Origin of the sequence: Natribaculum luteum, assembly GCF_023008545.1 — an archaeon.
In the GTDB taxonomy this organism is placed as follows: Archaea; Halobacteriota; Halobacteria; order Halobacteriales; family Natrialbaceae; genus Natribaculum; species Natribaculum luteum.
Window position 1 is genome coordinate 3132037 of the sequence record NZ_CP095397.1, and the last position, 13191, is coordinate 3145227.

Annotated in this window: 17 protein-coding genes; 8 read left to right on the top strand and 9 right to left on the bottom strand. The window is 65.0% G+C overall.

Annotated features, from left to right (window positions below):
* Nucleotides 1–127: 127 nt before the first annotated feature.
* The 4 genes from MU558_RS16240 to MU558_RS16255 all read right to left on the bottom strand — a co-directional run bounded on the left by MU558_RS16240 (nt 128) and on the right by MU558_RS16255 (nt 2745).
* Nucleotides 128–886, bottom strand: coding sequence for a CDP-alcohol phosphatidyltransferase family protein (locus MU558_RS16240; RefSeq protein ID WP_246968998.1), 759 nt, complete (start codon nt 884–886; stop codon nt 128–130).
* A complete protein-coding gene (locus tag MU558_RS16245) occupies nt 883–1731 on the bottom strand; it encodes a ParB N-terminal domain-containing protein (protein WP_246969012.1) in 849 nt (282 codons plus the stop codon). The genes MU558_RS16240 and MU558_RS16245 overlap by 4 nt, the downstream gene beginning before the upstream one ends.
* Nucleotides 1721–2092 (bottom strand): DUF7475 family protein, encoded by a 372-nt coding sequence (locus MU558_RS16250; protein WP_246969015.1) that lies wholly within the window; start codon nt 2090–2092, stop codon nt 1721–1723. Before MU558_RS16250 ends, MU558_RS16245 begins: the two co-directional genes overlap by 11 nt.
* 68 nt (nt 2093–2160) lie before the next feature.
* Entirely contained in the window at nt 2161–2745 is a 585-nt protein-coding gene (locus MU558_RS16255; protein WP_246969018.1) for an ABC transporter permease subunit, read from the bottom strand.
* Nucleotides 2746–2936: 191 nt separating this feature from the next.
* Here MU558_RS16255 and MU558_RS16260 point away from each other — a divergent pair, with 191 nt between their 5' ends.
* The 4 genes from MU558_RS16260 (at nt 2937) to rpl12p (ending at nt 5517) form a co-directional block, all read left to right on the top strand.
* A complete protein-coding gene (locus MU558_RS16260; RefSeq protein WP_246969021.1) occupies nt 2937–3221 on the top strand; it encodes an amphi-Trp domain-containing protein in 285 nt (94 codons plus the stop codon).
* 274 nt (nt 3222–3495) lie between these two features.
* Nucleotides 3496–4128 carry a 50S ribosomal protein L1 gene (locus tag MU558_RS16265; protein ID WP_246969024.1) on the top strand — a complete coding sequence of 211 codons (633 nt, stop codon included), beginning with the start codon at nt 3496–3498 and terminating at the stop codon, nt 4126–4128.
* Complete coding sequence (locus MU558_RS16270; protein ID WP_246969027.1) at nt 4129–5166, top strand: 50S ribosomal protein L10; 1038 nt, start codon at nt 4129–4131, stop codon at nt 5164–5166.
* A gap of 15 nt (nt 5167–5181) precedes the next feature.
* On the top strand, nt 5182–5517 hold the full coding sequence (rpl12p, locus tag MU558_RS16275) for a 50S ribosomal protein P1 (protein WP_246969030.1): 336 nt from the start codon (nt 5182–5184) through the stop codon (nt 5515–5517).
* A gap of 131 nt (nt 5518–5648) precedes the next feature.
* Here the strand turns inward: rpl12p and MU558_RS16280 are convergent, their stop codons facing one another.
* Nucleotides 5649–6206, bottom strand: a complete 558-nt coding sequence (locus MU558_RS16280; protein ID WP_246969033.1) for a carboxymuconolactone decarboxylase family protein — start codon at nt 6204–6206, stop codon at nt 5649–5651.
* 47 nt (nt 6207–6253) lie between these two features.
* A complete protein-coding gene (locus MU558_RS16285; protein ID WP_246969036.1) occupies nt 6254–7327 on the bottom strand; it encodes an NAD(P)/FAD-dependent oxidoreductase in 1074 nt (357 codons plus the stop codon).
* A gap of 146 nt (nt 7328–7473) precedes the next feature.
* Between MU558_RS16285 and MU558_RS16290 the strand changes: the two genes are divergently transcribed.
* Nucleotides 7474–8715 carry a tripartite tricarboxylate transporter permease gene (locus tag MU558_RS16290; protein ID WP_246969039.1) on the top strand — a complete coding sequence of 414 codons (1242 nt, stop codon included), beginning with the start codon at nt 7474–7476 and terminating at the stop codon, nt 8713–8715.
* On the opposite strand, the gene MU558_RS16295 is transcribed toward MU558_RS16290, so the two are convergent.
* On the bottom strand, nt 8705–9514 hold the full coding sequence (locus MU558_RS16295; RefSeq protein ID WP_246969042.1) for an SDR family NAD(P)-dependent oxidoreductase: 810 nt from the start codon (nt 9512–9514) through the stop codon (nt 8705–8707). The two genes, MU558_RS16290 and MU558_RS16295, sit on opposite strands and share 11 nt — an antisense overlap.
* A gap of 134 nt (nt 9515–9648) precedes the next feature.
* Nucleotides 9649–10602 (bottom strand): AEC family transporter, encoded by a 954-nt coding sequence (locus MU558_RS16300; protein WP_246969045.1) that lies wholly within the window; start codon nt 10600–10602, stop codon nt 9649–9651.
* 169 nt (nt 10603–10771) lie between these two features.
* On the opposite strand from MU558_RS16300, the gene MU558_RS16305 reads away from it, so the two are divergent.
* Both MU558_RS16305 and MU558_RS16310 read left to right on the top strand, forming a co-directional pair.
* Nucleotides 10772–10951, top strand: coding sequence for an HVO_2753 family zinc finger protein (locus MU558_RS16305; RefSeq protein WP_246969060.1), 180 nt, complete (start codon nt 10772–10774; stop codon nt 10949–10951).
* Between the two features lie 3 nt (nt 10952–10954).
* The gene (locus MU558_RS16310; protein WP_246969063.1) at nt 10955–11221 is read left to right on the top strand and encodes an elongation factor 1-beta; all 267 of its coding nucleotides are present in this window, start codon (nt 10955–10957) and stop codon (nt 11219–11221) included.
* A gap of 93 nt (nt 11222–11314) precedes the next feature.
* On the opposite strand, the gene MU558_RS16315 is transcribed toward MU558_RS16310, so the two are convergent.
* Nucleotides 11315–11989, bottom strand: a complete 675-nt coding sequence (locus tag MU558_RS16315) for an RNA ligase partner protein (protein ID WP_246969066.1) — start codon at nt 11987–11989, stop codon at nt 11315–11317.
* 115 nt (nt 11990–12104) lie between these two features.
* Between MU558_RS16315 and MU558_RS16320 the strand changes: the two genes are divergently transcribed.
* The gene (locus tag MU558_RS16320) at nt 12105–13190 is read left to right on the top strand and encodes an RNA ligase (RefSeq protein WP_246975020.1); all 1086 of its coding nucleotides are present in this window, start codon (nt 12105–12107) and stop codon (nt 13188–13190) included.
* Nucleotide 13191 lies beyond the last annotated feature (1 nt).

Below are 13191 nucleotides of genomic sequence, written 5' to 3' on the forward strand. Positions count from 1 at the left end.
CCGGAACGATGGTGATGTCCTGTCACTGTGACCACGGTTCCACGCGCGGTTACTTGGGCATTTGTCCGGGTTGCAACGACTGATACGTCGACCCCATCGCGGTCGACGCCTGGAACGCCGAGCTCTGCTATCGTCGCCCGGTGATCGCCAGCCAGTCGCGGGCGAAACTGAGGAGAAACGGGATCGCCGCGACCATCGTCAGCGTCCGCGACAGGTCGCGGCCCGGCACTGGAAGCAGCGCCAGCCAGATGGCGACGAACTGCGTCGTCCCGATCGCACGTCTGACGAGACTCGGCGGGAGCGGCTCGACCGGTCTCCCCCGTCGCTGCCGCCATAAGATGCCCAGCAAGAAGCCGTACCGTCCGAAACCGACGACGAGGTAGCCGACCGGGGCGACCCCCTCGGCGACGGCGAATACGGCCCCGACGAGGACGATGAGCGCGTCGACCTCCCGGTCCAGTCGATCCCCGAGTTCGCTGACGCAGTTCGTTGCTCGAGCGACGGCTCCGTCGACTCCGTCGAGGAGGGCGGCAGTCGCGAACAGCGTCCCGGGGAACCAGACGAGTGCGCCGCTGGGCCGACCGGACGCGAGAAAGCCCGCGAACGCCGCGAGCACGCCCGCGCGTCCGATCGTTATCGCGGTCGCGACCGAGAGTCGTTGCGGGTCTCTCGCGTCGGCTACCTGTTCGAACAGCCAGCCGAAGACGATCAGTTCGACCACGAGGACGCCGCCGGTCGCGAGCAGGAAGCCGCCCGAGACGACCGCCGGGAACAGTTGGTGGAGGACGGCGCCGACGCCGACACCGACGATCGCACAGATCGTCACCGCGAGCGACCACTGCCGCCGCACGCGGCGAGTTCCGGGAAGCCAAGACGCCTCGCTCACGGCGTCTCACCACGCCCGCGAACGAGCGGCCGAAGGTCGGGATGGTCGAGACGTCGTCGGGTCCCGTCGCGGGTCGGAGCGGCACCGCGGCGCACCGCGTTACGAACCGCCTGCCAGCGTCGATGACGACGGTGAACGACGACGGGTACGGACTCGATCTCGAGTAGTTTCGCGATCGCGAGGCGGTGTTGGCCGTACGACCGCCACAGGAACTCGCCGTCCCGGCCGACGTCGACGGCAATCTCGTCGAACGGCGAGACGCGAGTGGTGGCCGCGTCCTCGAGAGCCGCGAGTTCGCGCTGGCTGCGGTAGCCGTGCTCGCGGATCGACCGGTAGAGCGCTTCGATCTCCTCACACCGGCGATCGAACGCCTCCATCGACGTGTAGTCCCACGCCGAGTTGAATCGGCGAAGTTGGTCGGCGAAGTGGTCGTACAGCGGTGTCTTCCGCCAGGGACGTCCGTCCTCGAAGTGTTCGACGATCGCTCGCGGAACGGGGCGTTCACCGAACGGCTCCCACCTGCGGTCCCAGTCACCGCCCTGGACGCGTCCCCACTGTGGACGGTCGGGTGCCGTCTCGAGGATACTGCGTTGGATCGTCGCGGGGTCGACCCACCGAAGCGAGAACGGGTCCGCGTCGGTGTACTTCGCTGGCTGTCCGGCACGTCGCAACCGGTGGTAGACCCGGAGGACCCAAAGCGGAACTCGCCGTTGTAGCGGTCGGCCGAGGTACTCCCGGATCACGACCGACAGTCGGCCGGAGAACCGCCGTGCTGGTCCGAGCACGGACGGCTCCGAGTTCCGTTCGCGTTCCCGATAGCGGCGGTGTGGGCGATCACGTGCCACGGTAGTAGAGTACTACCAGGGCGACGATCAAGAGGGCCTGTGCGATCTTGTCGACGACGCCAGCAGTCGTAAGGTCGGCGACCGACCCCGGCTGGTTGACGGCGTACCAGAGGACGATCTGGACGCCCGTATAGGGGATCCCGACGAAGTAGAGGAGTTGCCGGCGAACGTCGAGTATCACCAGTACGATCGCGCCGAAGAACCCGCCGGCTGCGAGGACGAACGTGACACCCATCGGATGTGGGAGGAAGCCGACTCCCAGGACGAGGTGAACGAGGCCGCTCGTCGCCGCGAGCAGGATAGCGAACCAGTGCAACGGCGTCAGCGACGATCCCTCGAGCCGATTCGCGAACGTACCCATCTCTATCTACTACAGGAATCGCGAGGAAACGTCTTTCTCCGTTTCTCAACGAGACAGCGCGTCAGTAGTCAAATCTTGTTCGCGGGTGGAACGACTCGCTCCTCGCCGTGGCCGACGCCGTCGGAGCCGATGATCGATCGCACGCCAGCCCCGACGCCGACGACGGCCGCGAGCGCCACGATCACGAATCCGTACGGCGCTGCGAGTGCGCCGACGGCACTCGTGAGACTGCCGACGAGCAACCAGACCGACAGCTTTTCGCTGCCGAATCGACGCGAGACGTACCCCCCCAGTGCGACGAACCCGAGTGCGGTCCACGTCGGAAGAAACGCGAGTCCGAGCACGACGAGTGGCACCGCAAAGAAGACGCCCAGACTCGAGTCGGCGAGCAGGTACCCGAAGTAAAGCAGCGACGACAGCGCGAGCGCCGCTGGCACGCCGACGATGGTCGAGATTACGGGGCTTCGCTGGCTCGTGTCGACCGTCTGGCGCCCGTGTTCTTGCACGAGTCCCAGTACGACCAGTCCGACCAGCAGCGTCACGCCGAAGTGAAACGCAGCGCGTTCGATGGCGCTAAAATCGCCGTAAAACCCCATTACGCTACCCTGAAACCCGGCGTACGCGGCAGTGTCGACCGCTCGCTCTGCCGTCAAAATACTTAGTTCTAATGGCCACATATCAGTATCATACATCGTCTACCCAAAGTAAATTTCGGTTTTGATTCATTTCACGACGTATAAAAATTATAGTCGAAGGACATGACCTCCCCTGTCAGCGACTCACCAGGGACCGTAGAGCGTGTCGGGATTGACTTTACGTCGGCGGCCGTGGTAGGAGAGATCGCATGTCCGAGGAAGACGAATTCGAGTACGAACGCGACCTCACCCGCGATCAGATCGCCGACCACCTCGAGGACTTCGCCAAGAGTCTCCGCGGCACGGACGAACTCGAGTTCGAGGTCGGGCCGGAGACGGTCGTCGTCAACCCACCCGAGACGGTCGAGTTCGAACTCGAGATCGAAGACGAACCCGACGAGGGCGGCGTCGAACGGAGCATCGAGTTCGAACTCGAGTGGATGCGAACCGAAGACGAGGAACCGTTACAGATTCAGAGTACGACCGAGGAGTGATCGTATCGGACGACCGTCAGTGAACACTCGACGCGTCTCGCGACCGGTCGTCCGTGATGTGGCCGTCGAGTGCGATCGAGGCGTGGACCGGTTTATCCAGCCCTGGACGACCACGAAGTGGTTTTGGATCCAGTCTCCTGACCCCGTCTCTCGCGTTCTCGTCTCCGCCCTTCGACGGGTTTAAGTTCGCCATGCGTCTTCGTTCAAAGGAGACAGGCGGATGCCTGTTTCACTGACCCGTAGGAGCACACCCTGCGTACTACGGAGGTGAACGATGGCAGATTCGGATATCGAAACAGCAGTGACTCGCGCACTCGAGGAGTCGCCAGATCGGAACTTCACCGAGACGGTCGACCTCGCGATCAATCTGCGCGACCTAGACCTTAACGAACCGTCGAACCGTGTCGACGAATCAGTCGTCCTGCCGTCCGGAACCGGCCAGGATACTCAGATCGTCGTCATCGCCGAGGGCGAAACCGCAGTCCGCGCCGAAGAGGTCGCGGATCAGGTTCTCTCCGGTGACGACGTGGCCGATCTGGACGACGACGAGGCCAAGGACTTGGCCGACGAGACTGACTTCTTCATCGCCGAAGAGGAGATGATGCAAGACATCGCCCGGCACCTGGGTACGATCCTGGGTCCCCGGGGGAAGATGCCTGACCCGCTCAGTCCGGACGATGACGTCGTCGAGACAGTCAACCGCATGAAAAACACCGTGCAGCTTCGGTCCCGCGACCGCCGTACGTTCCACACGCGCGTCGGTGCCGAGGACATGGGCGCGGAGGAGATCGCCGACAACATCGACGTCATCCTCCGCCGTCTGCACGCAGACCTCGAGAAGGGGCCCCAGAACATCGACTCCGTCTTCGTGAAGACGACGATGGGCCCCTCCGTGGAGGTGGCCTAAATGAGCGCCGAAGCCGAACGCAAGACCGAAAACCTTCCCCAGTGGAAGCGAGAGGAGGTCGACGAACTCGAAGAGCTCATCGAGAGCTACGAGAGCGTCGGCGTCGTCGGCATCACCGGCATCCCCTCGAAGCAGCTCCAGGCGATGCGCCGTGATCTACACGGCATCGCCGAGTTGCGCGTCAGCCGGAACACGCTCCAGGAGCGTGCACTCGATGCCACTGGACTCGAGGATCTCAAAGAGCACGTCGGCGGACAGGTCGGCCTCATCGCGACGAACGACAACCCGTTCGCGCTCTACAGAGAACTCGAGGCGTCGAAGACGCCAGCGCCGATCGGGGCTGGCGAGGTCGCACCGAACGACATCGTCATTCCCGAAGGCGACACCGGCGTCGATCCGGGGCCGTTCGTCGGCGACCTCCAGCAGGTCGGCGCGAACGCCCGCATCGAAGAGGGCTCGATCCAGGTCATGGAGGACTCGACGGTCCTCGAGGCCGGCGAAGAGGTCTCACAGGACCTCGCGAACGTCCTCAACGAACTCGGTATCGAACCCAAGGAGGTTGGCCTCGACCTTCGTGCCGTCTTCTCCGACGGCGTCCTCTTCGATCCCGAAGACCTCGACATCGACGTCGAGGCCTACGAGAGCGACGTCGCGACGGCCGCCTCGCGGGCACAGAACCTCTCGATCAACGCGAGCTACCCGACCGCACAGACCGCGTCGACGCTCATCGCGAAAGCGACAGGCGAGGCGAAGAGTCTCGGTCTGCAGGCCGCGATCGAGGACGAAGACCTCATGCCCGATCTCGTGAGCAAGGCCGACGCCCAGCTCCGTGCGCTCGCTGCACAGATCGACGACGAAGAGGCGCTGCCTGAGGAACTCCAGGACGTCGAGGCACCGGCCGCTCCCGCGGCCGAGCCCGACGAGGACGAATCGACCGACGACCAAGACGAGACCGAGGAAGCCGCCGACGAAGACGAAGACGACGACGACGAAGACGACGACGGTGGCGCGGAAGGCCTCGGTGCGATGTTCGGATAACGGAGGACACTACCAATGGAATACGTATACGCTGCACTCATCCTGAACGAAACGGACGAAGAGCTCAACGAAGACAACATCACCGGCGTCCTCGAGGCCGCCGGTGTCGACGTCGAGGAGTCCCGTGTGAAGGCGCTCGTCGCCGCACTCGAGGACGTCGACATCGACGAGGCCGTCTCCGAGGCCGCAGCTGTCCCCGCGGCCGGCGCTGCCGCCGGCGGCGCTGCTGCCGAGGCCGACGAGGAAGAAGAAGACGTCGAAGAGACCAGCGACGTCCCAGACACGACCGACGACGACGAGGAAGAAGAAGACGACGCCAGCGGCGAGGGCCTCGGCGAACTCTTCGGCTAAGTCGCTCGACGCCGATTTCGACAGCCTCGATTTTTTGGTACTGGAGACGTAGCGACAGCGTCGCTACCGGCAAGAGACTATCGAACGACAGTGTCCGATCACGGCTCGCGTACGATCGGTGGTCTCGATGATTACACGGGAAACGGCGCTTCCTCGTCCGGACGGACCTCGAGCGCGTTGAGTACGACAGCAATCATGCTATAGTAACCGAACGTCGCCGTAAGTTCAGTGACGCCCGTCTCTTCGAGCCACTCGTTCACGATTTGAAACGTTCTGTCGGAAACGGCGTTCTCGCTGAACAGTTCCCGACCGTACCGGACGATCGACGCCTCCCGCTTGTCGAGGTCGTCGACCGAGTCTCGGTTTTTGACGACGTCGATTATCGATCCGCTCACGCCCTCTTCTCGTGCGATCGGTTCGTGATATGCCCACTCGAACGCACAGTCGTGTTCCCGCGCCGTCGTGAGGATCGCGAGTTCCCGGACGTCGCCCGGGAGAACACTTTCGAATCGGATATAGGCTCCCAGATGACCCGTCCGTCCAGCGACTTCGGGGCTGTTCAGGAGCACGCCGAACGGACCGCTGATCCCCCCACGGCTCTCGGCGATCCGATCGTAGTTGTGGCGCTGATCCTTCGGGAGTTTCTCTCTCGAGTCCACGAACGGCACGCGCGGTGCTTTGTAAGGCATACCAGCCGGTATGCAGAACGTTATCTTATAACTCGCGGCCGACGGTATCAGTCGTCGGCGGCCGCTTCTTCCTCGTCGGCGTCGGCACGCGGACCGGCCGCGTGGCCCTCGTGGGAGACTGCAGTCTCCAGCAGTTCCGGCGAGAGCGCGGGGACCTCCGCCTCCGTTACGGGGCCCGTCTCCTCGAGTTCCTCGAGCGAGCGCGGGAACTCCCGGAGGTCCATGTGGATGGCGATGCCGGCCTGTGCACCCTGGCCCATCGCGACCGGGATCTGGTTGTGGCCGGGCGTGAGGTCGCCGACGGCGTAGACGCCGTCGACGGACGTGCGGCCGTGGTCGTCGACCGAGACGGTGCCGTCGTCGTTGCGCTCGAGCGCGAGCGCGTCGGCGAGCTCGGCGTGGTACTCCGACCCGTACATCGGGAAGCCGCCCTTGTACTCGCGGACCTGTCCGTCCTCGAACTCGAAGGACTCGAGCCAGCCGTCGTCGTCTTTGTTCATGCCCGTGATCTCGGCAGAGATCACGTCGACTGGGTGGTTCGCCAGCATCTCGTCGGCCTCGTCGCTCCACTCCGGTTCGTCGCCGCGGGTCAACAGGTCCACGTCGTCGGTGAAGTTCAGCATGATCATCGCGACGTAGGCGGCGGCCTCGCCCGTTCCCATCACGTAGACCGGTTCGTCGGTGAACATGTAGGCGTCACAGTGGACACACCAGTGGAGGCCACGCCCGGTCGGCGGCAAGGGCGGATCGGGACGCTCGTCGGAGAAGCCAGTCGCGAGGACGAGCCGCCGGACCCGGTACGTCTCGTCGCCCGTCGAGATGGCAAAGCCGTCGTCTACCGAGTCGCCGAGCGTCTCCGCGTCCTCGACGAACCCGCGTTCGACGTCCGCGCCGTAATCCTGTACCTGCTCGCGGGCGGTTTGCAAGAACTCGTTGCCCGAGACCTCCTCGGTGACGCCGATGACGTTGTGGGTGTCGGTCATCATCGCTGCACGACCGCCGCCCCGGTCGACGACCAGCGTGTCGTGACCGAGTCGCGTCGTGTACAGCGCGCTCGTCAATCCTGCCGGTCCGCCACCGACGACTGCCACGTCGTAGTCGAACCCGTCGTTAGTATGCATCTGGAACACAATACTGGGTGCGAACAGATAAAAATCGCGTCCGCCACGCACCACCGCTACGCACCCTCATACCACGTGAGAACGGGGCCGCGGAGCGCGCCGACGACACCGAGGATATATATCCGATGGCGCGTCCAGACCGTCCGATGGACGCCCAGTCGGTCGAGGTCGTCGTCGATCTGGAGCTAACGCTTCTCGTGTTCGCCTGGGTGCTCGCCGGAGCGGCACTCGGGTCGGTGAGTGGTCTGATCCCCGGCCTGCACGCCAACAACTTCGCGCTCTTGCTCGCCGGCGTCGCGCCGTCGATTCCCGGCCCACCGCTTTTCGTCGGCGTCGCGATGCTCTCGGCGAGCGTCGTTCACACTTTCGTGAACGCCGTTCCCGCGATGGCGCTCGGCGTTCCCGACGCCGAGACGGCCGTCACCGCGCTGCCGGGCCACCGACTGGTCCTCGAGGGCCGGGGATACGAGGCGATTCGTCTCTCCGCGCTCGGCAGTCTCCTCGCCGTCGTCGCCGCCGTTCCGCTGGCCGTGCCGCTCACGTGGGGCGTGACGGCGGTCTATCCGACGGTCCGCTCGAACCTCTCGCTCGTGCTCGCGGCCGTGGTGGTCGGTCTCGTCCTCTCCGAACCGAGCTGGCGAAGACGCGGCGGCGGCCTCTGTTCGTTCGGGCTCGCTGCCACCCTCGGCGCAGTAACGCTCGACCTCTCGCCCGACGCCCCGCTCGAGGCGGGTGGCGTCCTCGCGCCGATCTTCGCCGGCCTGTTCGGTGCGCCGGTGTTGATCGACGCGATTCGCGGCGGTGGCGTGCCACCCCAGAACGATGCCGCAGTGACGATGTCGAAGCCACTCGTCGGACTGACCGCCGCGGCGGGAGCGGTCGCCGGCGCAGTCGTCGGCTACGTTCCCGGCATCTCGGCTGCGATCGCAGCCGTCGCCGTCCTGCTCGCGATTCCGGGTGGCAGCGGCGACCGCGGGTACGTCGTGGCCACGAGCGGCGTCGATACGGCAAACACGATCTTCGCACTGGTCGCGCTCGTCGCCATCGGCCAGCCGCGAACGGGCGTGATGGTCGCGTTCGAGAACGCCAACGCACCGCTGAACATCCCGGTACTGGTCGGGAGCGTCCTTCTCGCGGGACTGTTCGGGTTCGTTCTGACGATCGCCGTCGGCGACTACTACCTCGAGGTCGTCGGCCAGCTACGGTACTGGCGGCTCTCGCTCGCGATTCTCGCACTCCTGGTCGTCCTCTCGTTCCTGTTCGCCGGCATCGCCGGCGTCGTGATCTTCGCTGTCGCCGCCGCGATCGGGATGGTTCCGATCCGCCTTCGCGTTCGACGCGTCCACCTCATGGGCGTCCTGATCGGCCCGCTCTTGCTCACCGTCTAGATCCGGACCAGGTCCGACGCGAGAGCCACGCGGCGACGCGTCGGGGCAGCAACTTCGAGACGTGATACCGAAACCGGTCGCGCCGTCCCGGCACGACGATTCGCTCGCCGGCCATCAGGCCCTCGTAGCCCGCCTCGGCGACCATCGCCGGATCCAGCAACTCGCCGCATGCGACCGCAGACCGCTCCATCCCCCCGCGGCGCATGAACGCCGTTTCCGTCTCGCCCGGACAGAGCGCCGTCACCGTGATCCCGTCGTCTGCCAGTTCGTCGGCGAGCGCGAGCGAGAACGAGAGGACGTACGCCTTCGTCCCACCGTAGACCGCGGCCGTCGGCGTCGGAACGACGCCCGCGAGCGACGCCGTGTTGAGGACCCGGCCGGAACCGCGCTCGAGCATGTCGTCGACGAAGCGATCGGTCAGCGCCGTGACCGTCTCGACGTTCAGCCGGATCATCGACCGCTCGTCGCCCCAGTCGGTCTCGCCGAACCGACCGTACACCGGCACGCCGGCGTTGTTGACCAGCGTGTCGACGACGCGCCCCGTCTCGGCGACCCTCTCCTCGACGCGCGCGACGGCGTCCGACGCCGTCAGGTCGACCGTAATCGACGATACGACGCTCCCGGGTTCGGACGCGAGGTCGGCCTCGAGCGCCTCGAGTCCCGCGTCGTCGCGGTCGACGGGACAGACGTCGTGGCCATGTCGGGCGAACTGTCGTGTCAGTTCGCGTCCGATTCCACTCGCTGCGCCCGTCACGAGCGCGATACCGGTTTTTCTCGGCTGCGTCTCGCGTTCGCTCATAGCGGCTCGTCTCGCTCCGAGTGAATATATCGTCGGCTTCGGCGTGGAGTGTGTCGCCGCTGGCGACGAGATCTCGCGTGCGATCGGCGTGTGAACCGTGTTGTCCGACAGTATGAGGAACCGGTCCGCGACGGTCAGAACGGCACGCCGGCCTGCAACGCGGCGATCAACACTGTGAGCACGACGACGCTCGCCGCTGTCGTCGTGAAGATGGCGGTGCTCAGGTACTCTGGCGCGGATATTCCCTCGGTTCGAATGTCGCTCGCGTATTCGATCGTCAGTGCCAGGGGAATGACGGCCGTCGGCGTCGCGGACTCGAGGACGAACACCCGCGCGACCGTGGGATCCTCGAAGGCGAGGACGAGGGCGAGAGCGGTGCCGATCAGGGGTGCGACGGCGAGTTTCAGCACCGACGGCGTCGCGGATCGGGAAACGGCACTCACGTCGGTGTTGGCGAGCTGGATACCGACGATAAGCAGCATCACCGGGATCGAGGCGTCGCCGACGAGCTGGATCGTCTCCATGATCGACGTCTCGGGCGACGGCACGACGCCGAGGGCACGGACCACGACGGCGCCGACGACTGCGTACAGAAGCGGCAGCCGGAAGATCTCGGTGACGGCCGACAGCCCGCCTTCTCCCGTCCCTCGAGAAGCGACGTAGACGCCGATCGTGTACACCACGACGTTCTGGATCGTGAGATACAACACGGCGGTCGTCCGACCGACCTCCCCGAAGGCGAACTCCGAGATCGGGATGCCGACGAACCCGGAGTTGGGAAAGGCGGCGGCGAGCATGAGCGCGCTCAGGATGGTTCCCGACTCGCCGACCGCGCGACCGGCGGTCCACGCGATCGCCATCATCACGAGGGCGTAACCGACGACGCCGACGGCGAGTTTTCCGATCGCCTCCCCGCCCAGATTCGTGGTGGCGAGGCTGTGAAACGCCAGTGCAGGGACGAGGACGTAGAGTCCTGCGGTGTTCAGCGGTTCGACGTCGATCTCCGTTTCGCGCCCGAGGACGTATCCGACCACCGCGATGCCGAGAATCGGCAACACGGCGTTCGTGAAGGCGGCAGTAAGGGACATCTAGAGTTGTAGTCACCGACGCTCTCGTTCGTCGTCGCTGCGCCCGTTTGGGCCAGCCGCCGATAAGATTTCGTATCCGATCAATACTCACCTCGCTATATGAAACGCCGACGCACGGCACTGCTCTCGAAAGACAACGGTTAAAAGCGCCCGGGCGGAACGTGGGTGTATGAGTACGACGGACGAACGAGGGACGCGTTCCTGTGTCTCCTGTGGGATCAACATCGCGGGGACCAACGCCGCCGCGTTCAAGTGTCCCGACTGTGGCGCACAGATCTACCGCTGTGCGAAGTGTCGCAAGCAGAGCAACCTCTACGAGTGCCCCGACTGCGGATTCACCGGACCGTAAACCATGGGAAAAGTCGCAGCCAAACTCAAAGTAATGCCGAACAGCCCCGAGATCGACCTCGACGCGCTCCAGGAGCGCCTCGAGAGCTCCCTCCCCGAGGGCGCGAAGATCAACGGCGTCGAGCGCGAGGAAGTCGCGTTCGGGCTGACCGCCCTCTACCCGACCGTCATCGTTCCCGACGACGCCGGCGGCACCGAAACCGTCGAGGAGTCGTTCTCGGGCGTCGAGGACGTCGAGAGCGTCTCGGTCGAGAACGTCGGCCGCATCTAGGCCTCCTCTCTCCTCACCGACCCCGGATTTCCGACGTAGCTGCTGCTCGTACTGACGGACAACGGTCAGTGAAAATCGTTCTGTCCAGTAGTATCACTCACCGCCCGTCCGTGACTCGAGGTCGACCGCCTCGAGGTACTGGGTGAGCAGGTCGGGAAACTCCTTGCCGTAGATGTATCGCAGTCCGAAGTCCTCGGTCCAGGCGATGATTCCCCGATCCTCGGTGACGACGCCGGCCTCGAGTTCGCGGGCGAGGATCAACAGGTCGAAGTCCTCTCTCGAGTCGAGGACGCCGCTACGGAGCGCGCTGCGGTACTTCTCGCGGAGGTCAGAGATCACTGCGTCGACTTCCGTTTTGTAGTCGTGTTCGTCGAGCGGTTCGTCCATCGAGGCCTCGGCCCGCCGGACGGCCTCCTCGGAGACGCGCAGGCCGCGGTTGACCCGGTCGCTCATCTCGTCGACGAAACTGTAGACGACGTTGGCGGGAATGGTGACGTCGTACCGGTCGGGGTGTTTGCGGATCACCCAGGTGTTGAGTTTCGCGTAGACCTTGTCGTCGACGTTTCGGTCGTCGAGCATCGTCGTGAGTTCGTCGTGGATCGTCGGCGGCATGTAACACGAGATGCCGAGGTGGAGTCGCGCCTGCGAGATCAGATCGAGCAGTCGGAGCATCGCCTCCTCGGCCGACTCGTCTTCCCGGCGGATCTCCTCGGTGAGAAACAGCGAGGTGTCGAGCACGAATCGCTGTTTGAACGGGGAACTGGACATAGTGAACGTTCGTCACGGAACGACAAAGGTATACTGTCGCCGACCTCGCCCGACGATTCTTATCCCGACGCGGTGTACGTAGCCCGTGACCGTAGACTATCACGAGCTGCTCGGGATGGGAGTGGAGGCGTTCGAGCAGCTCGAGGACAACCTCAAATCCCGGTCCTACGAGGGACGCGAGTACCGTCACGTCCCGGACTATCGGCGCGGCGTCGAGAAGGGAACCGTCCTTATCGCGGGGACGGTCGTCCGGGGCTTTCCCAAGATTTCGCGGACGCTCGTCCTCTCGGAGGGCGTCCCGCGACAGTTCGAGGACCGCGTCGTCCTCGAGGAGAAGCTCAACGGCTACAACGTTCGCGTCGCCCGGATCGACGGCGACGTGCTGGCGTTTACGCGAAGCGGCATCGTCTGTCCGTTCACGACGCGGATCCTCGAGCGACTGGTCGACCTCGAGCCGATCTTCGAGGCCCACCCCGAGGCGATGGTCTGTGGCGAGATGATCGGCCCGGAGAATCCCTACACTGCCCACGACTACCCCGAGGTCGACTCGCTCGCGTTTCGGGCGTTCGACTGGCGCGACCGGGAATCCGGCGAACCGCTCCCCGTCGCCGAGCGCCGCGAGCGTTACGACGCCTTCGACGTTCCTCAGACTCGCCTGTTCGGCACCTTCGACGTCGACGACGCATCCGAGGAGGCACGTCGGGTCGTTCGGGACCTAGACGCCGACGATCGCGAGGGCGTCGTGATGAAGTCGCCCGACGGCACGACTCAGCTGAAGTATACGACCGCCGCCGCGAACCAGGGCGACCTCGAGTTCGCGTTCTCGCTGCCGTTCGACTACGGGCAGGCGTTCATGTTCCGGCGACTCATCCGCGAGGCGTTCCAGTCCGTCGAGTGGAACGAGTCAGAAGACGACCGACGCGACCGGGCCCACGACCTGGGCGAGGCCATCCTGCTGTCGATGACCGACACGATAGAGACCGTCGCCGACGACCAGGCGGTCGGCGAACGCCACACCGTCCGGGCCGACCCGGCGACCGTCGACGCGTTGCTCGCACACCTCCGCGATCAGGGGTTGACCCTCGAGATCGAAGACGACAGCCGCGAGGACGGCGACCGCGTCGTCACCTTCCTCAAGCGCGTTCAGTCGACCAACGACAAGACGAAGTCCTACCTCGACGGCCACATCGTCCAGGAGTGAT

Excerpts from the sequence above, each read along its gene's own strand:
- MU558_RS16265 (WP_246969024.1), top strand. The coding sequence starts at position 3,496 with ATGGCAGATTCGGATATCGAAACAGCAGTGACTCGCGCACTCGAGGAG.
- MU558_RS16320 (WP_246975020.1), top strand. The coding sequence starts at position 12,105 with ATGGGAGTGGAGGCGTTCGAGCAGCTCGAGGACAACCTCAAATCCCGG.
- MU558_RS16295 (WP_246969042.1), bottom strand. The coding sequence starts at position 9,514 with ATGAGCGAACGCGAGACGCAGCCGAGAAAAACCGGTATCGCGCTCGTG.
- MU558_RS16280 (WP_246969033.1), bottom strand. The coding sequence starts at position 6,206 with ATGCCTTACAAAGCACCGCGCGTGCCGTTCGTGGACTCGAGAGAGAAA.
- rpl12p (WP_246969030.1), top strand. The coding sequence starts at position 5,182 with ATGGAATACGTATACGCTGCACTCATCCTGAACGAAACGGACGAAGAG.
- MU558_RS16260 (WP_246969021.1), top strand. The coding sequence starts at position 2,937 with ATGTCCGAGGAAGACGAATTCGAGTACGAACGCGACCTCACCCGCGAT.
- MU558_RS16315 (WP_246969066.1), bottom strand. The coding sequence starts at position 11,989 with ATGTCCAGTTCCCCGTTCAAACAGCGATTCGTGCTCGACACCTCGCTG.
- MU558_RS16270 (WP_246969027.1), top strand. The coding sequence starts at position 4,129 with ATGAGCGCCGAAGCCGAACGCAAGACCGAAAACCTTCCCCAGTGGAAG.
- MU558_RS16300 (WP_246969045.1), bottom strand. The coding sequence starts at position 10,602 with ATGTCCCTTACTGCCGCCTTCACGAACGCCGTGTTGCCGATTCTCGGC.
- MU558_RS16290 (WP_246969039.1), top strand. The coding sequence starts at position 7,474 with ATGGACGCCCAGTCGGTCGAGGTCGTCGTCGATCTGGAGCTAACGCTT.
- MU558_RS16250 (WP_246969015.1), bottom strand. The coding sequence starts at position 2,092 with ATGGGTACGTTCGCGAATCGGCTCGAGGGATCGTCGCTGACGCCGTTG.
- MU558_RS16310 (WP_246969063.1), top strand. The coding sequence starts at position 10,955 with ATGGGAAAAGTCGCAGCCAAACTCAAAGTAATGCCGAACAGCCCCGAG.
- MU558_RS16285 (WP_246969036.1), bottom strand. The coding sequence starts at position 7,327 with ATGCATACTAACGACGGGTTCGACTACGACGTGGCAGTCGTCGGTGGC.
- MU558_RS16305 (WP_246969060.1), top strand. The coding sequence starts at position 10,772 with ATGAGTACGACGGACGAACGAGGGACGCGTTCCTGTGTCTCCTGTGGG.